This window comes from Butyrivibrio sp. WCD2001 (assembly GCF_000424485.1).
Lineage (GTDB): Bacteria > Bacillota > Clostridia > Lachnospirales > Lachnospiraceae > Butyrivibrio.
In genome coordinates, this window is record NZ_AUJZ01000012.1 from 42,070 (window position 1) to 63,185 (window position 21,116).

At 45.0% G+C, this 21,116-nt stretch carries 15 protein-coding genes; 9 read left to right on the forward strand and 6 right to left on the reverse strand.

What is annotated here, in order from left to right; all coding sequences use genetic code 11:
• Positions 1–3 precede the first annotated feature (3 nt).
• A complete protein-coding gene (locus G630_RS21635; RefSeq protein WP_049946184.1) occupies positions 4–363 on the forward strand; it encodes a response regulator in 360 nt (119 codons plus the stop codon).
• Here G630_RS21635 and G630_RS0111475 read toward each other — a convergent pair.
• Positions 344–2,038: a response regulator gene (locus G630_RS0111475; RefSeq protein WP_026498650.1), complete on the reverse strand. Its 1,695-nt coding sequence runs from the start codon at positions 2,036–2,038 to the stop codon at positions 344–346. The genes G630_RS21635 and G630_RS0111475 overlap by 20 nt on opposite strands.
• A gap of 185 nt (positions 2,039–2,223) precedes the next feature.
• Between G630_RS0111475 and G630_RS0111480 the strand changes: the two genes are divergently transcribed.
• The 3 genes from G630_RS0111480 (at position 2,224) to G630_RS0111490 (ending at position 4,588) form a co-directional block, all read left to right on the forward strand.
• Entirely contained in the window at positions 2,224–3,072 is an 849-nt protein-coding gene (locus G630_RS0111480; protein WP_026498651.1) for a transporter substrate-binding domain-containing protein, read from the forward strand.
• A gap of 79 nt (positions 3,073–3,151) precedes the next feature.
• Positions 3,152–3,808 carry an amino acid ABC transporter permease gene (locus tag G630_RS0111485; protein ID WP_026498652.1) on the forward strand — a complete coding sequence of 219 codons (657 nt, stop codon included), beginning with the start codon at positions 3,152–3,154 and terminating at the stop codon, positions 3,806–3,808.
• Between the two features lie 21 nt (positions 3,809–3,829).
• A complete protein-coding gene (locus G630_RS0111490; RefSeq protein WP_022761553.1) occupies positions 3,830–4,588 on the forward strand; it encodes an amino acid ABC transporter ATP-binding protein in 759 nt (252 codons plus the stop codon).
• Positions 4,589–4,680: 92 nt separating this feature from the next.
• Here G630_RS0111490 and G630_RS0111495 read toward each other — a convergent pair whose 3' ends face one another.
• The 4 genes from G630_RS0111495 to G630_RS21645 form a co-directional block, all read right to left on the reverse strand.
• Entirely contained in the window at positions 4,681–5,859 is a 1,179-nt protein-coding gene (locus G630_RS0111495; RefSeq protein WP_022761554.1) for a PAS domain-containing sensor histidine kinase, read from the reverse strand.
• Between the two features lie 86 nt (positions 5,860–5,945).
• Positions 5,946–8,003 (reverse strand): TaqI-like C-terminal specificity domain-containing protein, encoded by a 2,058-nt coding sequence (locus G630_RS21640; protein ID WP_049946185.1) that lies wholly within the window; start codon positions 8,001–8,003, stop codon positions 5,946–5,948.
• Positions 8,004–8,024: 21 nt separating this feature from the next.
• The gene (locus tag G630_RS0111505) at positions 8,025–10,712 is read right to left on the reverse strand and encodes a YfhO family protein (RefSeq protein ID WP_026498653.1); all 2,688 of its coding nucleotides are present in this window, start codon (positions 10,710–10,712) and stop codon (positions 8,025–8,027) included.
• A 15-nt stretch (positions 10,713–10,727) separates the two neighbouring features.
• Positions 10,728–13,607 (reverse strand): transglycosylase domain-containing protein, encoded by a 2,880-nt coding sequence (locus G630_RS21645; protein WP_196805786.1) that lies wholly within the window; start codon positions 13,605–13,607, stop codon positions 10,728–10,730.
• Positions 13,608–13,736: 129 nt separating this feature from the next.
• On the opposite strand from G630_RS21645, the gene G630_RS0111515 reads away from it, so the two are divergent.
• Together G630_RS0111515 and G630_RS0111520 are read left to right on the forward strand one after the other, a co-directional pair.
• Positions 13,737–14,369, forward strand: a complete 633-nt coding sequence (locus tag G630_RS0111515) for a YigZ family protein (RefSeq protein WP_022761558.1) — start codon at positions 13,737–13,739, stop codon at positions 14,367–14,369.
• A gap of 143 nt (positions 14,370–14,512) precedes the next feature.
• A complete protein-coding gene (locus G630_RS0111520; protein ID WP_026498655.1) occupies positions 14,513–15,640 on the forward strand; it encodes an aldo/keto reductase in 1,128 nt (375 codons plus the stop codon).
• A gap of 43 nt (positions 15,641–15,683) precedes the next feature.
• Here the strand turns inward: G630_RS0111520 and typA are convergent, their stop codons facing one another.
• Complete coding sequence (typA, locus tag G630_RS0111525) at positions 15,684–17,525, reverse strand: translational GTPase TypA (protein ID WP_022761560.1); 1,842 nt, start codon at positions 17,523–17,525, stop codon at positions 15,684–15,686.
• 281 nt (positions 17,526–17,806) lie between these two features.
• Here typA and G630_RS0111530 point away from each other — a divergent pair, with 281 nt between their 5' ends.
• The 3 genes from G630_RS0111530 to ybaK are packed head-to-tail and all read left to right on the forward strand — an operon-like array spanning position 17,807 to position 21,099.
• Positions 17,807–18,283, forward strand: a complete 477-nt coding sequence (locus G630_RS0111530) for a hypothetical protein (RefSeq protein ID WP_022761561.1) — start codon at positions 17,807–17,809, stop codon at positions 18,281–18,283.
• Positions 18,284–18,315: 32 nt separating this feature from the next.
• Positions 18,316–20,610 carry a response regulator gene (locus G630_RS23630; protein ID WP_026498657.1) on the forward strand — a complete coding sequence of 765 codons (2,295 nt, stop codon included), beginning with the start codon at positions 18,316–18,318 and terminating at the stop codon, positions 20,608–20,610.
• Between the two features lie 9 nt (positions 20,611–20,619).
• On the forward strand, positions 20,620–21,099 hold the full coding sequence (ybaK, locus tag G630_RS0111540; protein ID WP_022761563.1) for a Cys-tRNA(Pro) deacylase: 480 nt from the start codon (positions 20,620–20,622) through the stop codon (positions 21,097–21,099).
• The last annotated feature ends 17 nt before the right edge of the window (positions 21,100–21,116 follow it).

The window sequence follows — 21,116 nt, forward strand, 5'->3', positions numbered from 1 at the left end:
CCTATGAAGTACATTTTACTTGTGGACGACGATGAGGATATGATGAAAATTGTTGCAAGGTGGCTTGAGAAAGCAGGCTATGAAGTATCTTCAGTTACTTCAGGGAAGGCTGCGGTCGCAGCTGTTTCCGAGAGAACACCGGATCTCGTTCTCCTCGATTACAGCATGCCCGATATGGACGGACCGGCAACGCTTGGTGCCATAAGAGAGGCGGTGCCAGATAAAAATATCCCGGTCCTTTTCAGAACCGGGAAGGATGATTTGTCTTCGCAGGAGATTATGGAAAAATGCAACCCTGCGGGCGTGATATCCAAAGCGGAAGGAAAACCTGCCCTTCTGGCTGCTATTGCTGAGATTTGTTAAACAAATCCTCCTCAAAGAATCTTTGCAGAGCATCGAGGAGTGTCTCCTTCTGAGATGACTTAAGAAGATACCCATCGGGTTTATATTCGAGAATACGAAATACGTGATCCCTGTCATTTTTTCCTGTGAGGAAAATGATGGGGATTCTGTGTGTATCGGGATTGTTTCTTATCATTTTCATGAGCTCGTATCCATCCATCTCCGGCATCTCGTAGTCGAGGATTATGAGATCAGGTATGGTGGTTGCCAGACCCTGAAGCAGATCTTGGCCGTTATCAAAGCATGAAACATGATAGGAAGATGAAAGCCAGTGATCTGCCACGGTCAGATAATCCTTGTCATCATCTACTATGAAAAGGGTTTTCGTCCTGTGATACTCAGCTAAAAGTCTCGAGAAATATTCAAAATCCTTAACAAAGGAATCAATATCGATAGGCCTTATGTAGGTTCTCGAAACGCGGAAGGCACCACCTGATGACATGGCAATATCGATGTCCTGGGGATCTCCGGCAATGCATAAAAGCTTCGAATCATCCTGGCACATCTCAGCCAGAAGGTTCATGGTCAGTTTTATATGGGATTTATCATTGGTTCCCGGATAGTAAATTATAATATCTACTTTTGAGCGGTAAGTGATGATCTTATCGGGTTCGTCCGGAATCACAGTGACCTTAAAGCGGGCCGCGGTCAGACTCTTTTCCAGGCTGGTGGGAACAATTCCGCTGTTTGTTTGAACGAAAAGAACTGATCTGGTGCAGTCTTCCGGTGGCTCGGCTTCTTCGCGGAGGCTCTTTTGTTCCGAAGCTGCCTGTGACAGATGCTTTATATCCTCATCCTCCGTAATCCTTGAAAGGAGTTTTCCATAGGCTTTGTATGAAGATAAAAAGGCGGGCGCGTCGTTTCTTATCATCCGATAATTCCCGTTTTCGGCAGCCTCTTCAAGCGCTGCGGCTTCCTCGCACAGAGACCTGGCACCTATCAGCCGTGCCATGCTTTTTAAGGAATGGACGCTGAGTTTGAACATGGTCCAGTCCTCACATACAAAATGGGTTTGAATTTCGTGAGACTTTGAATTGATTGAGGAATAAAAAATGTAGAGAGCATCAATATAATCTTCTGCGGTCTCACAGTTTGATATGCCTGCAATAAGATCGATACGGGGAACGGATTTAAGCCATACCGGAAGCTTGTCGAGCTCTTCCTTCACAGCATCGTCGGAGACATTACTGCTATCAATATGGTCTATCATGGTATTGACATAGCGCTCTTTTTCCTCGATGGCGAAGCTGTCTTCCTCAGGCAGATAAGTCATAAGGACCTCATACAATTGCCTCGGGTCGACAGGCTTTATAAGGACATCCGCAAAACCGGCTGCCTTATACAGATTTATGTTTGATCTTGCATCTTCTGTTGTGTGGCAGATAACGGGAACCTTTATCTTCTTTTTGGCAAAGATATCCTGTAATGCCAGGAAGGTGTCGACGCCATCCATATCAGGCATGCGATGATCCATCAGGATGAGATCGTAATTTTTTTCCCTGCACATATCAAGGCATTCCTGACCGCTCTCAACCTGATCTGACTGAACTCCGTTGGAAGCCAGAAGGGAAGAGAGAATCATTCTGTTTATGGGCATATCATCCACTATAAGTACGCGTGAGGCTTTGTTCTCCATGTAGGTTCCTCTTTTTCGTAAGTTATTTATCGAATATATCCCTATAAAAATACTATAAGGTATTTTGAACTCTGTTGGTATTAAAGTTTTATTAAACAAGCAATTAAATCTAAACTTGTTTGCATAATCCAATTTAGTATGATAAAGTGGTAAAGAATGAAAAATTTAGAGGAGGGCATTGTTTTATGAAAAAGAAGATAATAGCAGGATTACTTATAACAGCAATGACATTTTCGCTTACAGCATGCGGCGGAGCAAAGACAGACAGCGCCGAAGGCACATCAACTGCAGATACTGCAGAAGAGGCAGCAGAGAGCAGTGATGCGGGCTCCGATGTTGACTATATAAAAGGAAAAGGAAAGCTTATCGTAGGAATCACAGACTTTGCTCCTATGGATTACAAGGATGACAGCGGCAACTGGATCGGCTTTGATGCTGACCTTGCAAAGAAGGTTGCCGAGTCCCTCGGAGTTGAAGCTGAGTTTGTAGAGATCGACTGGGATAACAAGATTCTTGAGCTTGATAACAAGTCAATTGATGTAGTATGGAACGGAATGACACTTACAAACGAAGTTACAAACGCAATGGAGTGCACCAAGCCTTATCTTAACAATGCACAGGTTGTGGTTGTTCCGTCAGATATTGCGGATGAGGTGAAAAGTGCAGAGGATGCTGCTTCCTACAGCTTTGCGGTTGAGGCAGGTTCAGCAGGTGAGCAGGCAGCTACCGATAACGGCTATGATTTTGTATCCGTTACATCTCAGGCTGATGCTGTAATGGAAGTTCAGGCAGGTACTTCTGGCGCATGTATTATCGACCTTCTCATGGCAGGCGCTATGATTGGTGAGGGTACAAGCTATCCCGATCTTTCACACACAGTAGAACTTACAACAGAAGAGTATGGTATTGGATGCCGCAAGGGATCCGATCTTGCTGCTTACATCGATGATCAGCTTGGGGTTATGTATGCTGACGGAAGCATGATGGAGATTGCAAAGCAGTACGGTGTTCAGGACGCCGTAATTGCAAGATAATCCTGATTTTAAAAAATAGCGAAATCTATGCCCCGCTTAATGGCGGGGCATTTGAAACTACGGAAAGAGGAATCTATATATGTTTTGGATCGTTACCTTATCACTGCTTGAGGGGTTCCTGGCAACAATTAAATTATTTGCTTTAACACTTGTTTTTTCACTGCCCCTGGGGCTTCTCATTTGCTTTGGCTCAATGAATAAGCTACCTCTGATAAGGGTACCTATAAGGTTTTTGATCTGGGTTGTACGTGGAACACCGCTGATGCTGCAGCTCCTTATCATATACTACGGACCCGGAATTTTTCTTAGATTAAACGTGTGGGGAACTTCAACCTCCGGAAGATTTATGGCAGCACTTATAGCATTTGTGATTAACTACGCCTGCTATTTTTCTGAGATATACAGAGGCGGAATCCAGTCAATTCCGGTAGGACAGTACGAGGCTGCGCAGGTTCTCGGCATGACGAGATGGCAGACCTTCAAAAAAGTCATTCTCCTGCAGCTCATCAAACGAATCGTTCCGCCGATTTCAAACGAAGTTATAACCCTTGTTAAGGATACTTCTCTTGCGAGAGTTATTGCGGTTTATGAGATCATCTGGAACGGACAGGCCTTCATTAAGAGCAGCGGAATCATCTGGCCATTGTTCTACACAGGCGCATTTTATCTGCTCTTTAGCGGACTTTTGACACTGCTGTTCAGATACATCGAGAAGAAGCTGAGCTATTTTAGGTAAGGACGAGAAGGTACACGGAAAATGCCAATACTTGAAGTTAAAGATATAAAGAAAAAATTTGATAATAGCGAGATTCTTAAGGGAATCTCATTCGACATGGAAGAGGGACAGGCGATATCCATTATCGGATCCTCGGGAAGCGGAAAGACAACGCTGCTTCGCTGCCTGAATTTCCTGGAGAGAGCTGACGAAGGAACTATAACCGTAAGAGGAGAGAAGCTTTTTGATGCATCGCTTCCAATGGAAAGCGCGGATGCTCTTCGTGAAAAGAGACTCCATTTCGGTATGGTTTTCCAGCAATTCAATCTCTTCCCGCAGTACACGGCGCTTGAGAATGTTACACTTGCACCGGGACTTTTGAGCGGAGGTCAGGATAGTGATGCGATCATAAAAAGAGGTAAAGAGCTTTTGGATCAGATGGGACTTTCTGACAGAATGGATAACTACCCGCATCAGCTTTCCGGCGGGCAGCAGCAGAGAGTTGCCATAGCCCGTGCTCTTGCATTGAAACCTGATATCCTCTGCTTTGATGAGCCCACTTCGGCGCTTGATCCTGAGCTTACCGGTGAGGTTTTGAGAGTAATAAGAGAGCTTGCAAACAAGAATACCACTATGATCATAGTTACTCATGAGATGGCATTTGCAAGAGATGTTGCGGACGAGGTTATTTTCATGGACGGCGGAGTAATCCTGGAGAAGGGACCTGCGAAGGAAGTGATAAATAACCCGAAGGAGGAACGTACAAGACAGTTTCTTTCAAGTGTTCAGTCCGGATCTTAATTTAACATGTGTGGATAATAAAACGGATAGCAAAGAGCTTGCTATCCGTTGTTTTTCGTGATTTACATTGTGGGATTTAAGTTAACCCGCTGTCAGCTTTCCGGTGGTACTGCGTCGAGCTCTATTGTGGCTGTGAAGGTACTTCCGATTCCTTCTTCGCTTTCTGCGATAATATCACCCTTCATGAGACATGCAAGGCGCTTTGCGACGGAAAGTCCAAGGCCTGTACCTGTGCCATACTTGCTGGGATTCCTCTTTTCCTGTGAGAAGGTTCTGAAAAGGCTTGGCATAAAGGCACTGCCGATGCCGCAACCCTCATCTTTTACTACAAATTTTATTCTGTAAAAATCACCGTGCTTTTTGGAAGAAACATATATCTCGACAGTGTCTCCGCGCTCGCTGAACTTTACGGCGTTATTGGTTAAGTTTATCACCATCTGCTGAGTTCGTCCGAGGTCGCAGATGACCTGCGGGTTTGCTCTGTATTCTCTGTGTACGATAACTGTCACATTTTTTTCTTTTGCGAAGGCTTTGGTGATATTCTCAACGCCGTCCACGATATCATCAAGGGATGCTCTTTTCGGGTCGAGGTTTAAGTTACCGCCGTCGATTTTATCAATATCGAGAATATCGCTCATAAGTCTGGAGAGATAGTGACTGGAAGTGTAGATTTTTCTCATATCACTTCGAAGGACGTCGACATCCTCCTGATTCATTCCAAGATAGGACAGAGCGGAGATGGCGTTCATGGGATTCTTGATTTCATTACTCATGCGGGATAAGAATTCCGACATGCGTCTGTTGGCACGCTTTTCATTATCGAGAAGCTTGTCGTTTAATTTATTAAGCTGTTCGATTTTCCTGATGCGTTCCTGCTCCTCGGTGACGTCCATAAAGGAGCCTACAAATCCGATAATAACACCTTCATCATAGATGGGTGTTTTGGTAGCAATGATCTCTCTTACTTCGCCTTTAACAATACACAGGCCATGAACATTGTGAGTACTCTCACCGTGAAGGACCCGGAGCTCATCCTGCATGAAAGGTTCAGGATCCGGATGCCAGCCCATATCCTCGTCGGTTTTACCGATAACTTCATCAGCTGATTTAAAACCATAAAAATTGAGAAATGCCTGGTTTACTCCGACAAATCTGCGCTGGGTATCCTTCCAGAAGATACAGTCCTGGGTAGTATTTATGATTTTGTCGAACAACTGATCCGCATGTTCGTCAAGTGAAATTGTCTTTAACTTTTCGATATTATCACTCATCTAAATCCTCTTGAAAAAAATACAAGAAATCTCCTTACACAAAACGTGAAAGTGTATATCAATTATAACACGAAATTCCGTAAATGCTATAGTGGAAGAAATAAGTTCTCGTTTTTAAGTTCATCTTTTATGAATGAGATATCACTGTCCGATAAATTGAACAGCTTAAAACACTTATCATCGAGCTCATTGTAAAGTGCGGTTATCTTGCTTTTGCGTTCGCCCTCGGAGGGTGATTTTGAATCACCGGGGGTCCCGCAAAGCTCTAAGATACTGTCAATTATGGCAATTATTTTGTTTTGGGTATCAGCATCCGCAGCCGGAATCGGGATCTGTTCGATGTGCGATCTTAAAATTTTTACCGAACGGAATTTTTTGATGAAATAATATTCGGAGGCGCTGCAGTTTAAAATCGCCATGATATATTTCATGCTGAGATTTTCAATGTTCGGAATTACGATATTACAGCTGTTAAGAGACAGGGTTTGTTTGTCATCATATGCAAAAACAAGTCGTCCTCCGATGAAACGATAGAGCAGCTTTTCAGGTGCCCGGTACATGGAAAGAGGTGCTACCTGCTGGCATTTATCGGGATCGAAGTTTATGTAGCACTTGGGGATTCTGAAGGCATATTTGAAAATATCGGTGCCTTTCAGTATAACTTCGTTGTTTGCGGTCTTTCGTGATTTGAGCATTTCCTTGTTGGCACCTGTTACGATTCCAAGTGCAAACTCGGCATTCCCTTCGAGCCTTTTCGCACCGGGCAGAGTCTCCAGATGGTTAAGGATCCGGTACTCATTGTCGGGCATAAGGAAGTCGAAGGCGTCTCCTGTAAGCTTCCTTGCCGAAGTGATCTTGAAGGAGGATTCCTTTTCATATACGACAGGATTTTTTGAAAGGAAGCTGTCGGTGGACTTTTGTACCTGCATTATCACGGAAGGGCACTGGACATGATCGAATACATCTCCCAGATATTCAAGGTGCGTAAGTGTGGTTGTCTTCAGCAGAAGCTCACGAATTATTCGATGAGTTTTGACAAGAAGGACCGACTCCGGAAGGACGTAGGAAAGTGTACCGCCGTCTTTAAGAAGACCGAGAGCCTGCTCAGTAAAAAGATCAAAGGAATCGGGTGATTTTGCCTTGCCGCATTCGAAAGTATCCTTGAGGTAAGTCTTTTCATCTGCAGTGAAAGAAGAACCCCAGGGAGGATTGCCAAGGATAATATCGTAGGTTTTATCACTCCTGTTTTCATGGAGGAAATCCCTTACTATAAGATGCTCTTTCCAGAAATCGACATCAGGGATTCTGTACTTGAGTGCCAGGTTAATCCTTGCAAGAAGAATACTGGTCTCATCGAGATCATAGCCGTAGAGATTCCCGGCAGGGACACCCGGAGGAAGACATAATAAAAAGTTACCGGTTCCGCAGCCCGGATCAAGGATCTGTTTATCCTGACCTTCTGAGAGGATTGATGCCTCAAAAAGGTGTCCGAGAAGTCTTTGTACGATTGTTCCGGGAGTGTAATAGGTTCCCTCGCTTTTCCTTGCGCGAAGGTGCTTTAAAGATATGTATATCAGACCAAGAGTATCCTCGCCGGGAACGTACTCGAAGTTCCCGGTTAGAGAGATGATGTCCTCAGGTAAGGATGTGTCGTCTTCGGATGGATGAAGCTCCGTGATAAGGTGTGAGTATTTCTCCTGTTCTTCATCCAAAATTCTTTTGGAAATAAGCCTTTTTGCGCAGCCCGCAAGGATGGCTTTCAGCATGGAATCTGTGAGTTCAAAAGGTTTGGTCTGCTCTGAAGATTCCGCTGTTTCTTCAGGTTCTGTAGTAAGAGCACTGCAGCTTTCAAAGTCGGCAATGTCTGAAATAAGTTTGTTAACCAGCGGGAGATTGGGAGAAGTCGCAGGAATATAAGAGCTGTACAGGAGCTTACCCGATACGTAGGTTTTGTTCCTGCGGCTCTTTAAGGATTTGATCTTTCCGTTTTCAAGATCGGCTTTGAGGGAGCTGACGTACTCCTCAGAAAAGAGATACGAGCGTCCCTTTTTTCCTTCAGGCTTAATCTTACCGAGCTTTATCCAGTTTCTCCCTGTGGCGGGAGTGATAGACAGTTCTGCACAAAGGTCAGATAGTGTAAGCATTAGCGCAATCCCCCTCATCCGTCAGCTTTGCTGACACCTTCCCCCAAAGGGGAAGGCAATAGATATTATAAGCATTATTATTCCTATCAGGCTTAGGATAAATCCTGCCACGAGACCCGGGGTGTGGTAAACCAGTTTGATGTCGTGGTGGCCATCGGTCATTTCAAGAGCACTGAACATGGTGTCGGCTGTGAGGAGCTCTGTCTTTTTGCCGTCAACGTAGGCGGTCCATCCCTTGGAATAAGGAATTGATAAGAAGAGAATCTCACTGTCGCCGCAGTCAATGCTTCCTGTAATAGTATTCGTTGCAAAGGAGATGGGATTCTTGTGAAGATCCACATCCGTAAGTGTATGTGCTTTAAGCTCTGTGAGGCGGTCATGCATGGTTGCAAGCGATCTGCAATACACGCTCATCTCATCGAATTTATAGGTGCCTTTTTCATTAAAATTGATTCTGATATAGGTCTTTGCCTCGTTGGCATTTCCGAGATTTACAAGGAAATCATGCCAGCCGGAGTAGTACCAGGAGCGCTCTGTCTTGTAATCGATGTTTTTGCTGATACAGGTGCCGTCAGCGAGTTCTGTGGAGATGATGATGCTGGGCACGTCATTTTTACACTTGATTCGAAGGTTCTTCAGATACAAAAGAGTTTCGCAGCCGGGGTTACCGTTAAAGGTGAGAAGAACGGAGGAACCTGCTTTTGCCTTGAAACCGCCGTTTACTTCCTTTACATCGCCCTCAAGAGTTATGTCATAAGGAATAGACTCAGAGGTGAAAACCGGCTCAGCTTCAGGATATTTGGATGCGATATCATCTTTTAGAACGGCTCCGTAAAGGAGTGCTTCCTCGCGCTGAACAGGAGTCATGGCGCTTAGAGCAGACTCTGATATGGCGCTGCTATAAGTAAAACCAAGAGGCATAGCGTCAGGGTTTTCATAGATTCCAAAGTTGTACTTTTCATAGGACGGTACATATCCGCAGGGTACAAAAGCCTGTTGCTCAGGGGTGTTATATCTGAGGGAGTAGTATCGAACTCCGGCAATCGAATTAAGGACTGCTCTGTCGTCCAGGGCAAAGTATGCAAAGCTCTGCTGGTCGTTTATAGCCATGAGCTTGAAGTACTCGGATACGCTCTTATCGGCAAGACTCCAGAAGAACTGTGTTGAGGATATGCCATCGAGCATAGCAGCGTTCCAGACAAGGTCGCGTCCCGAATAGCGATAGAAATCATTTGAGGCATCGAGGCCTGAAGCTGCTGCATTTTCTTCGACCACCTGAACCTCGGTGCTCTGCAGCTGGGTATACATTTCCTCGGGAGTGCAGATATCCATGTAGTCTCTTATCATGTTGCCCTCGTCGGGTGAGTACGCCATGCGGCCATTTTTCGTGATAAATCCAAGTGTTATCATAAGGATCATTATACTTACGATAGAAGCGACAAAAGCGGGTTTACGCTCTTTTCCTTTTCCCATGAAGGCAGCTGCTTTATTTCCTGTGAAGTCCGTAAATTCAGCGGTTATAAAACCTGCGAAAAGGGCACAGGCAAAAGCCCATCTGTTTACTGCATAGGAGAAGGCTGCAAAGATATATCCGCAAAACGGCAGGCACAGGAAGATGGTAAGAAGTATCATGTAAACCAGTTCCTGGTAGATAGCTGCTTTTGTTCCGGATTCTGTAGAGCCTTTTCTTGCTACTAGATAATACACAGCGCGGATAATAACGAATACAGCAGCTATTACAAATACCGGTGTAAAGCCAAGCTGAGTGTCGTTTGATCCGTGATAGACGAAGCTGTAAACATTTTTCCAAAGCTCCTTGTAATATGCGGCGTCGTAGAAGAGCGGGATTGTGATGCCGGAAGCTGCTCTCGGATTATTCGGAAAAGCAACGAGAACGGGCAGCAGTATGAACATGCTCATCAGGGTGCCGATAATTCCGTAGGCAAAGAATGTGCCGATGGTACGAAGCATAGCACCGGGTTCGTGTTTTCCAATGTATGAAAAAAGCAGCCGTACGATTACATAGATGATAGTAAGGAGCACGATTATATAGAAAAAGTAGAAATTGTTGGTACCTGCGAGAAAGACGGCAACAGCGAAAAATGCCGGCTTTTTCTCTTTTAAGATCTTCTCCGCCCCGAGAAGAACCAGCGGGAGATAGATCAAAGGGTTCGCAAAGAAGGGATGCCACAGGCCGAGGTACATGAAATATGAACCGAAGCTGTAGGTGAACATTCCCGTAAGAAGTGCCGGCGCGGACATATCTTTTCGCATATATTTCGCATACAGTGAAAAGGTGATACCTGCAAGGTACGCGCGAAGAATCATAACTACCTGGAAGTAGATATGAATATATTCTGTTTTTACAAACGCGGAAAATAAATTAAGAAGATCGCCGAGGGCATAGTACTGAAGCGTAGGATACATGTCGCTTCCGTATCCTATCCCGAAGGCGAAGGTCTGAAGGCTGAGGGAGTGGTCCTTGAATACATGATAAAAAACTCCGCGGAGCCACTTTGAATAGTAAGCCGCAGCCTTAAGATGCTGCCGCCAGGTATCACCCTCGCAGATGAGGCTCTTGCCGTTTGAATAGAAATATCCATAGACAAGAGCTGACATGGCAGCAAATATGGCTGTGTAGATAAGATAGAAAACTACTGTTTTCCATCCGGATTTTTTTGAAACATTCTGATCATTATGTATATCCATTATACGGGAATCCCCTTATTCATCGTCCTCTTCTTCATCGTCGTCATCGTCCTCTTCGGGAGTGGCGGCGGGAGCTGCCTCTGGAGCAGGCGCTGCTTCGGCAGCAGGCTGAACATTCTCTGCGGGAGCTTCAGCGGGAGCCGGTGTTTCAGCAGGTGCAGGAGTTTCTGCCGGTGTTTCAGCAGGTGCTGCATTCGGATCCGTAGTATTGAGAGAATCCGGACTTGCAGGTGTAGCATTTGCATTGCCCACGGCAGGACCTGTGTAGATGATACCCTGCTGGATAAGGCTTGTCTCCTGAGCAAGAATTTCCTGTATATTCGGCTGAGCCATGAATTCAGGTGTGTGGTGACAGGTTACGGAAGGCGTTACAACCGTATTTCCTGCTTCGTCAACACTGGTAGTGTAGTTGCCTGAACCGCTGCCGCCGGGTGACTGTGCCTGAAGTGCTGCAGGCTCCGGAGGAATAAGCTCAAATACACCTGATATTTTGAAAGGACACTGCTCTGTAGCGGGATGCTGATCACTCTGACACAGGATTCCTGAATAGTGAACGTTACAGCTATCAGAGGGAGCAGTACCTTCTTCAAAGTACTCAGTCATAAGTGTGCCATCGCAGAGTCCTGCAATAGGCGATTTTCCTGATCTTGAGCAAACCGTGGCTGTGACAACGGAAGCGGGTTTCTCGAAGGTGGTGGAGGGTAGGTTCTCATGTATCTTGGACATTACGGCTCTCCACATGTCCTTCGCAAGATGCTGCTCTGCTTTGGTGGTCAGATCCACGTTGTTGTCATAGCCTGCCCAGGTAGTTGCAGTGTAATAGGTTGTGTAGCCTGCAAACCAAACGTCGTTCTCATCTGAGGTAGTACCTGTCTTACCTGCTATGGCGGTTGTTCCGAAGTTAACAGCGGTACCTGTACCCTTGGTTACAACGTCCTGCATTGCACTTGTAAGAAGATAAGCTGTGGACTCCTTGAGGATTCTTGTGGAATCGGAGTTAGTGTTATCAAGAAGAGTGTTGCCTTCGTGGTCAACAACCTTGGTATAAAGCTTTGGTTTGATGTAAACGCCGCCATTTGCGATTGCCGCATAAGCTGCGTTAAGTTCCATGTTGGTGACACCGTGTGTCAGACCTCCGAGAGCTGTAGGAAGCTGAACATCTGTGAAAATTTTACCGTTGATCTCTTCATTTTCAGCAAGGGTCGTGAAACCGAAATTTTTCAGATAATCAAAAGCAAGCTGAGGAGTGATAACGGTCATCGTCTTAACTGCGATGATGTTCATTGACTGCTCGATAGCGGTTCTTATAGAGGTAAGACCTCTGTAGGACTCGCCGTACCAGTTGTTAACGGGGCGGCCGTCGGGATAATTGAACGGAGCATCGTTAAATACTGTGGCAAGAGTAAGTCCTGCGCTGTCCAGAGCAGGTGCATAGGTTGAGAGCACCTTGAAGGTGGAACCGGGCTGGCGAACAGTGTCTGTTGCACGGTTAAGAGTTCTGGAAGCGGTCTTGTTTCCGCGGCCTCCGACCATGGCTACCACATAGCCTGTGGTGTGATCCTCAATTGTGAGAGATACCTGAGGCTGAGGTGTGAGATTCTTGCGCTCACCGTCGATGGTATCATTTGGTCCGACAACTGCAGCTTTATAGGTTTCAATTGCCGCATCTGCTTCTTCCTCTGAGTTAAACAGCATGTTGAAGCCTTTGTTCTCCTGCTGGAAATAAGATTTCATCATCTCTGTGCTGTAGTTGGTAGGATTGCCCTCAGAATCAATTGTAGTAAGTGCATAATCGAGAAGGTATTTAGTGCCTTCAGGATAATTGGATTCATCCATGTAAACCGAGTCACAGATCGACTGAATAGCAGGATCCTGTGTTGAGTAGATCTTAAGACCACCGCTGTACAGGAGCGTATAAGCCTGAGTCTCGTTATAACCTGCATCGATGAGATCGTCGATAAGCTGGTTTGTAAGGGCATCGACGAAGTAGGAGTTGATGGTGTTATCAGCAGTCTCCTTGTCAGCAACCTGAATTCTGGCATAGACATCGTCGTTCATTGCTTCATCAAACTCTATCTGAGAGATGTAGCCCTGTTTCAGCATTTTTTTCAGTACTGTCTCACGGCGCTCAGCGTTCTTGTCCGGATGCGTAATGGGATTAAAACGGCTGGGGTTCTGTGTGATACCTGCGATAACCGCGCACTCTGACAGAGTCAGGTTAGTAACAGACTTGTTGAAATAGCGAAGTGAAGCTGCCTGCACACCGAGAGTGTTAGAGCCCAGGTTGATGGTGTTCATATAGTTAAGGAGGATATCCTCCTTGCTCATGGTTTTTTCAAGCTGAATTGCGAGATACTGCTCCTGAACCTTACGCTTTATCTTGGCGATATCGGAGTTCTCACTGGTCCATCCGGTAAATACGTTGTTCTTAAGAAGCTGCTGGGTTATGGTACTTGCACCCTGAGAGAGATCATGGCTGGTGATACCAATGTAAGCAGCTCTGAAGATACCCTGAATATCAATACCGTTGTGCTGGTAAAAACGCTCATCCTCTATGGCTACGAAAGCGTGAGCAAGATTTTCGGGAATCATGTCCATTGTAACCGGGATTCTGTTTGAATCGGTTGAAACCAGCTTTGCAGTCTGGTTACCTTCCGTATCGTATACAAAGGTTGAATATCCGGTGGGAGTTACGTTTATTTTGCCAATCTCCGGCGCAGTATCAATAATACCTCTGAACACACCGATACCTGCGCATACTCCGATAACAGCAATACCGATGCATACTATAAGTATAAGTTCAAATGATATAAGAGAGATTTTCTTCCCCCATTTGGTAGTACCTGAGATTATAGAGTGTTGCTGATCTCTGATACCTTTTCTTCCAAAATTCATAAATTCCTCCAGTAGTGGTATGATATACAGAGCAATTCGTATATCATTTTTTAGTAATATTAATAAGTAGTATTATTCAAACTACTATTATATCAAATATGACAAATAATGGATAGTCTGGGGGAATACATGGGAAAAACGGACAGTTATAAAGTGATATTAGAGCAGGGATGCGGTGAAATAGTTGAAAAGAAATCCCGCTTCATTGCAAATGTCTTACCGGTGGAGAGCGTGCAGGAGGCTGAGGAGCAGATAGCTGCTTTTCAAAAAAAGTTCTGGGATGCCAGACACAACTGCTATGCTTTTGTTATCGGCTCGGATTTTGGAACAACCAGGTGCAGTGACAACGGTGAACCCTCGGGTACTGCGGGAAAACCGATTCTTGAAGTCATAAAAGGCGCCGGAGTAACTAACGTCCTTATAATAGTAACAAGATATTTCGGAGGAGTTCTTCTTGGAACCGGGGGACTTGTACGCGCCTACACTCAGGCGGCTCAGGCGGGGCTCGCCGCAGCAAAAGTGGGAGAGATGGTCTATGGCAAGAGATTTCACCTAACCGCCGATTACACACTGGTGAACGGCATTCAGTATTACCTCAGACAGGAGGAGATTCCTCTTGAAAACGAAACATACACCGACAAGGTGGAGTATGACATCACTGTTCGCATGGAAGACGCAGATAGAATTAAAGATGGTCTTACTCAGAAGACTGAGGGCAGACTTGGCATCGAGGAGACCGGAGAGGGTTATTATCCATTTTGAATTTGATTTGTATAGTCTGAAAAAGTCACAATAATCGATAATAATTATTTTACATAATGCCCTATATATTGTGCGCAATCAATATGATAAAATTTAAAATTGAGTATTTAAGAATTATTATCATTTTGTTTGGAGGACACACAATGGACAATTCATTCCCTGAAATAAAAACATTTTTCGGATTTGGATGCATGAGACTTCCAATGAAGGGTGCGGAAGTTGATATCGAGCAGTTCAAGGATATGGCGGATTATTTCATAAATAGCGGCTTTAATTACTTTGACACTGCGCATGGCTATATTGATGGTAAATCTGAAAAGGCTATCAAAATCGCTGTTTCCGACAGATATCCGAGAGAAAAATTCCTTTTGACTGATAAACTGACTGAGCCCTATTTCAGCAAGGAAGAGGATATTCGGCCATTTTTCCAGAGTCAGCTCGATGCTTGCGGCGTGGATTATTTTGACTTCTATCTGATGCATGCCCAGAATGCAAAGAATTTCGAGCATTTCAAGAAGTGCAAGGCATACGAGACTGCCTTCAAGCTCAAGGAAGAGGGTAAGATAAGGCACGTAGGGCTCTCTTTCCACGACAGTGCAGAGGTACTGGATAAGATACTCACAACTTATCCCGAGGTAGAGATCGTTCAGATTCAGTTCAATTATATTGATTATGAGGATCCTGCCGTTCAGAGCCACAAATGTCTTGATGTGTGCAGAAAGCACGGCAAGCCGGTTATCGTGATGGAGCCCGTAAAGGGAGGAAATCTTGTGAATCTTCCTGCAGATGCACAGAAGGTATTTGATGAACTGGGAGCCGGATTATCAAATGCAAGCTATGCCATTAGATTCGCTGCGAGCCAGGACGGAATACGAATAGTTCTCTCCGGAATGAGCGATTTTGCACAGATGAAGGACAACGTATCTTTCATGAAGGACTTTAAGCCTCTGGATGAGGCGGAAATGGGTGCAATAGCCAAGGTTACAGCTATCTACAAGGACCTTGATGCAATTCCCTGCACCTCATGTCACTACTGCGTAGAACAGAATCACTGTCCGATGAATATTATGATTCCGGAGATTTTCTCCTGCATGAACACCAGGAAAATTTTCAACGACTGGAATCAGAAGATGTATTATGCAAATGTGTTAACTTCTGACGGAAAAGGAAAGGCCAGCGAATGCATCGAATGTGGAGGCTGTGAAACCGCCTGTCCTCAACATTTGGAAATTCGCTCTTTGCTAAAGGATGTTGCGAAGGAACTTGAGTAAACGAAAACGGGGCCGCCCGGTATTGGGCGACCCCGATATTTTTTTATTTCTTGTTCTTAGCAGCGAAACCTGCACGTTTTCTAAGTGTAGGATCAAGGATTTTCTTTCTGATACGAAGAGTTGTGGGTGTTACCTCAAGGAGCTCATCGGTGTCGATGAAGTCGATGCACTGCTCGAGAGACATGATACGCGGAGGTACAAGTCTGAGTGCTTCATCAGCAGATGATGTTCTTGTATTGGTGAGGTGCTTGGTCTTACATACGTTAACCTCGATGTCCTCACTTTTTCCTGAAGTACCGATAACCATTCCTGAGTAAACCTTATCGCCGGGGCTGATGAAGAGCTGTCCGCGCTCCTGAGCGTTGAACAGACCGTAAGTTACAGCCTCGCCTGTCTCGAAGGAGATAAGTGAACCCTGCTTACGATAGGAGATATCTCCCTTGTAAGGTGCGTAGCCGTCGAAGATGGTGTTCATGATACCGTTACCCTTGGTATCTGTCATGAACTCACCTCTGTAACCGATAAGTCCTCTTGAAGGGATGAGGAACTCAAGGCGTGTATAACCGCCGTTTGCAAGTCCCATGTTGATCATCTCACCTTTTCTCTCACCGAGCTTCTGGATAACGCTACCGGAAAACTCCTCCGGAACGTCGATGTAGCATTTCTCCATGGGCTCAAGCCTCTTGCCGTTCTCGTCTTCCTTGTAGATAACCTCAGCCTTACTTACTGCGAACTCATAGCCCTCACGACGCATTGTCTCGATAAGAACTGAAAGGTGAAGCTCACCACGTCCTGAAACCTTGAAAGTCTCTGTTGTTTCGGTGTCCTCAACACGAAGAGATACATCGGTGTTGAGCTCTCTATAAAGACGGTCACGGATGTGACGTGAAGTTACATATTTACCTTCCTGACCTGCAAGAGGTGAATCGTTGACGATGAAGTTCATAGAGATTGTGGGCTCTGAGATCTTCTGGAAAGGAATAGCATTAGGTGCATCTGTTGCACAGAGTGTATCACCGATCTTGAGATCCTCGATACCGGAAATAGCGACGATTGAACCGATGCCTGCTTCCTGAACCTCAACCTTACCAAGACCCTGGAACTCATAGAGCTTACTGATCTTAGTCTTGTAGGACTTGTCAGGCTCGTGATGATTTACTACGAGGACTTCCTGATTTACCTTAACTGAACCGTTATCAATTTTTCCTACACCGATACGACCTACATACTCGTTGTAGTCGATTGTGCTGATGAGCATCTGTGTGCCTGCATCGGGATCGCCGACAGGAGCAGGAATGTAGTTAATGATGGTGTCAAGAAGGGGCTTAAGGTCGCTTCCGGGCTCATCAAGTGACATGGATGAAGTTCCGGCCTTTGCTGATGCAAATACGAAAGGACAGTCAAGCTGCTTATCATCTGCGCCAAGGTCAAGAAGAAGCTCTAAAACCTCATCGATAACTTCATTGGGACGAGCTTCGGGTCTGTCGATCTTGTTGATGCATACGATTACGGGGAGTTTAAGCTCCATCGCTTTTCCAAGAACGAACTTGGTCTGGGGCATCGCACCCTCGAATGCGTCAACGACAAGGATAACGCCGTTAACCATCTTGAGAACTCGCTCAACCTCTCCGCCGAAATCTGCGTGGCCGGGAGTGTCGATGATGTTGATCTTTATATCTTTATAAGAAATAGCTGTGTTCTTGGACATGATGGTGATTCCGCGCTCACGCTCGATATCGCCTGAATCCATAACACGCTCTACGACGTCCTGGCCCTCACGAAATACGCCGCTCTGTCTGAGCAGTCCGTCAACCAGTGTGGTTTTACCGTGATCGACATGGGCTATGATTGCTACGTTTCTGACATCGTTTCTTGTCTGTTTCATTTTTACCTCCGTATGAAATGAATGGTTCAATTTTACAATCCCCTCATCCGCCACCTGTCTACGCTCCGCTTCGGTCCGCGCTGGACCGACGTCCCCCGGACGTCGAGCGCCCCCAGGGGGAAGGCATAGAATAAGGAAATAACTAGTTTAATTAATTTCAAAACTCACATAGTATATCATGCACTATACCATGTTGCAATGAGCAGAATGATTAAAAAAATCTAAACAGCGCAATCTTTATTTAATTTTCCGCTTTAACGTTTTAAAATAGAGGTATGAGTATGGACAGCTATGACAAGAACCTGCAGCGCTTTGAACAAGCCCAGGGTGCAAAGATCGATCCCCATGGAATTAAGACAGGGGTAAGAGTTTGCAAAAATTGTGGAAGAAAGCTTCTTCATGGTGTGGAGGGGGATCTCTGCCCCTTGTGTGCTGAGCAGGAGCTCTTTTGTGATGTCCGCGACTATATCCGTGCGAATGATGTGAGGGATTATGAGGTGGCGCAGCACTTTAATATCCCTCTCAGTAAAGTGAAGAATTGGATTAAACAGGGTCGCATTCAGTACAAGGACGACCCTTCAATGAAACAGGTGCTCATGGGAAACTATTGCCAGGTTTGCGGAAGCCCCACAAACTTCGGTACAATCTGTCCCAAATGTATGAAAGAGAGGAAAAAGTCCCAGCAGATCGGTGTTGCTATCGGTCAGCCCAAGCCTGAAGGCAGCAATAAGATGAGATTTATGGAGGATGATAAATAGATTCATTGTGACAACACAGGGGGCGTCACTATATGTATTATTCCAGTTTAGCTTCGTTATCTTTAGTAATATGTTTTATTATAAACAACAAACTGTTTAGAACAGGATATAGCAGGGAATTACCGAAAGCAAAGCTTGAATACAGGCACTTTCTTCACAGCCTTATTCTGTTTATGGTAACAGATATCGCCTGGGGATTATTGTATGAGATGCATATTATCCCGTTGGTTTATCTGGATACTATCGCATATTTCGCATCGCAAGCTCTTGCTGTCTTATTTTGGACAAGATTTGTTGTGGCCTATCTGGATAGGAACAGCTTTACTGACAGGATTCTTCTTGATGTTGGGAAAGTCACGTTTATCTTTGTTGTTTCATGTCTTGTGATTAACATTTTTACCCCTATAGTATTTTCATTTGACGAAAATGGCATCTTCTTATCACTGCCTATACGATATCTTTTTTTGATTATACAGGATGTTTTTTTTACAGTAGTTGCATTATACACTTTCAGGGCATACTTTAAGGAGGCAAAAAACAAGAGACATCAATATCGGACAATTGCAGTATCAGGGGCAGTTATGGCTGTTTTTATGACATTTCAAACCTTTAATCCGCTTCTGCCTTTTTGTGTGACTGGCTTCTTGATTTCAACCTGTCTCATTCATGCATTTGTTGCAGAGGAAGAGGCAGCTGAAAAGGCTATTCTTCTGGATGGAGCTTTAAAAGAGGCTGAAAAAGCGAATGCTGCCAAGACAGTTTTCCTGACAAATATGAGTCATGAAATTCGTACCCCGATCAATGTAATAATGGGAATGAATGAAATTATACGGCAAAGCTCCAATGATGATAAAATCCTGTCCTGTACAGACAATATTCGGAAGTCCGGGACAAGTCTTCTTTCCATAATACGCGATATTTTAGACTTTACCAAGATAGAGACAGGTAGGATGGAGCTTGTCTGCGAAGAGTATTATTTGCCGGATGTTATCGGAGATATTTATAATCTTATTCGTTTTAGGGCTGAGGAAAAGGGACTTGAACTTCGCTTTGAAATAGATGCTAAGATGCCCGTAAGGATGAAGGGTGATGCGCTGAGAATTAAGCAGGTGATCACTAATCTTTTGACAAATGCCGTTAAATATACGGAAAAAGGAAGCGTAACCTTTAAGGCAACGGTGCTTGAGAAAAAAGAGAACATTGCTGCCATAAGAGTATCTGTGATTGACACAGGAATTGGAATTAAGGACGAGGATAAGGAAAAACTGTTAGCGCCTTTTGAACGGCTCGATACAAATCGCACACGTACTATAGCGGGTACAGGTGTAGGACTTTCTATAACCTCGGCCCTTCTTCGGATGATGGGATCACAGCTTAGCGTGGACAGTATCTATAATGCAGGGTCGAATTTTCATTTTGATGTTTCGCAGGAAATTGCGGAGAACACTCCTATTGGTGAAAACTGGATGGATGCTCTTACTTCTTATAAATATACTGATAAGGCAGAGCGTAGAAACTTTACATCACCGGATAGTCACATTCTGATTGTTGATGATACAGCTTTGAACCTGCAGGTAATTTGTGGGCTCCTAGAGCCGACCGGAATTCAGATAGATACTGCGGAGAGCGGCGCGGAAGGAATCGATAAATTTGCGGCTGGTTCATATGACCTTGTTCTGCTTGATTATTTGATGCCACACATGAATGGCATCGAAACGCTTGCCAAAATAAAGGAAGAATATCCAGAGAAGGCTGCCACAACACCTATTATTTCCATTACGGCAAACGCTGTTGCAGGAGACCGTGAGCGTATGCTTGAAGCCGGTTTTACCAATTATTTGTCAAAACCTGTGGTAGTCGGAGAACTTATGGATATGCTCATTCAGTTTCTTCCTGATGAGAAGGTCCATTTAGTCGCGCAGGCATCATCGGAAGAGGTCGAAGAGGCAAAGGAAGATGATGAACTGGAAGGAATTCCGGCAAAGCTTCTGGATATTCCTTGGATCGATGTAAAGCAGGGCGTTGAGTATTGCGGCACTGCCGAGACATATATGATGGCGCTTTCCATGTTTACGGATCATATTGATGAAAAGGCTGATCTGCTTGAGGACTGTCTTACAAATGATGATCTCGAAATGTTTATCGTGACTGTTCATGCCCTTAAGGGGAGCTCACTGACGCTTGGGATGGCGGATTTTTCAGCAAAATCGAAGGAACTTGAATTTGCGGGGAAGAGAAACGATATTGAATTTATTAAGGAGAAGATTGCTGATTACCTGGATGAATTCCGCGGGTTAAAACCCGTTCTTCAGGAGTGCAGTCAGTAGGAGAATGATATGAAAAAAGAGGAAAAAACAAATGTTATGCGTGTGCTTGACGGAAAGAAGATAGCTTACGAGAGTCACGCCTATAATCCGGATGCGACGATGTCCGGCGAAGAGATAGCAGGCCTTCTCGGCGAGGATCCCGAGAAGGTCTTTAAAACGCTTGTTACGCAGGCAAAAAGCGGAGCCTACTATGTTTTCGTGGTTCCCGTTAAGCAAGAACTTGACCTCAAAAAGGCAGCTAAGGCAGCAGGCGAGAAGGCAGTCAGTATGATCAAGCAAAAAGAACTCCTTCCGCTTACCGGTTATGTGCACGGTGGCTGCTCACCTATAGGAATGAAGAAACAGTTCCCTACATTCATCCACGAGACTGCAATGCAGTATGAGCGGATATTTGTCAGCGCCGGCAAGGTGGGATACCAGATAGAGCTAAGTCCCTCGGACCTTACCAGCGTTGTGAGGTGCACCGCAGCGGATATTGTGGTGGATTAGTAGATTTCATGTGGCAA

Coding starts and splice junctions, on each gene's coding strand:
- G630_RS0111480 (WP_026498651.1), top strand. CDS start 2,224: ATGAAAAAGAAGATAATAGCAGGATTACTTATAACAGCAATGACATTT.
- G630_RS0111485 (WP_026498652.1), top strand. CDS start 3,152: ATGTTTTGGATCGTTACCTTATCACTGCTTGAGGGGTTCCTGGCAACA.
- G630_RS0111530 (WP_022761561.1), top strand. CDS start 17,807: ATGGACAGCTATGACAAGAACCTGCAGCGCTTTGAACAAGCCCAGGGT.
- G630_RS0111475 (WP_026498650.1), bottom strand. CDS start 2,038: ATGGAGAACAAAGCCTCACGCGTACTTATAGTGGATGATATGCCCATA.
- G630_RS0111505 (WP_026498653.1), bottom strand. CDS start 10,712: ATGGATATACATAATGATCAGAATGTTTCAAAAAAATCCGGATGGAAA.
- G630_RS21645 (WP_196805786.1), bottom strand. CDS start 13,607: ATGAATTTTGGAAGAAAAGGTATCAGAGATCAGCAACACTCTATAATC.
- G630_RS0111515 (WP_022761558.1), top strand. CDS start 13,737: ATGGGAAAAACGGACAGTTATAAAGTGATATTAGAGCAGGGATGCGGT.
- G630_RS0111495 (WP_022761554.1), bottom strand. CDS start 5,859: ATGAGTGATAATATCGAAAAGTTAAAGACAATTTCACTTGACGAACAT.
- ybaK (WP_022761563.1), top strand. CDS start 20,620: ATGAAAAAAGAGGAAAAAACAAATGTTATGCGTGTGCTTGACGGAAAG.
- G630_RS21635 (WP_049946184.1), top strand. CDS start 4: ATGAAGTACATTTTACTTGTGGACGACGATGAGGATATGATGAAAATT.
- G630_RS0111490 (WP_022761553.1), top strand. CDS start 3,830: ATGCCAATACTTGAAGTTAAAGATATAAAGAAAAAATTTGATAATAGC.
- G630_RS0111520 (WP_026498655.1), top strand. CDS start 14,513: ATGGACAATTCATTCCCTGAAATAAAAACATTTTTCGGATTTGGATGC.
- typA (WP_022761560.1), bottom strand. CDS start 17,525: ATGAAACAGACAAGAAACGATGTCAGAAACGTAGCAATCATAGCCCAT.
- G630_RS23630 (WP_026498657.1), top strand. CDS start 18,316: ATGTATTATTCCAGTTTAGCTTCGTTATCTTTAGTAATATGTTTTATT.
- G630_RS21640 (WP_049946185.1), bottom strand. CDS start 8,003: ATGCTTACACTATCTGACCTTTGTGCAGAACTGTCTATCACTCCCGCC.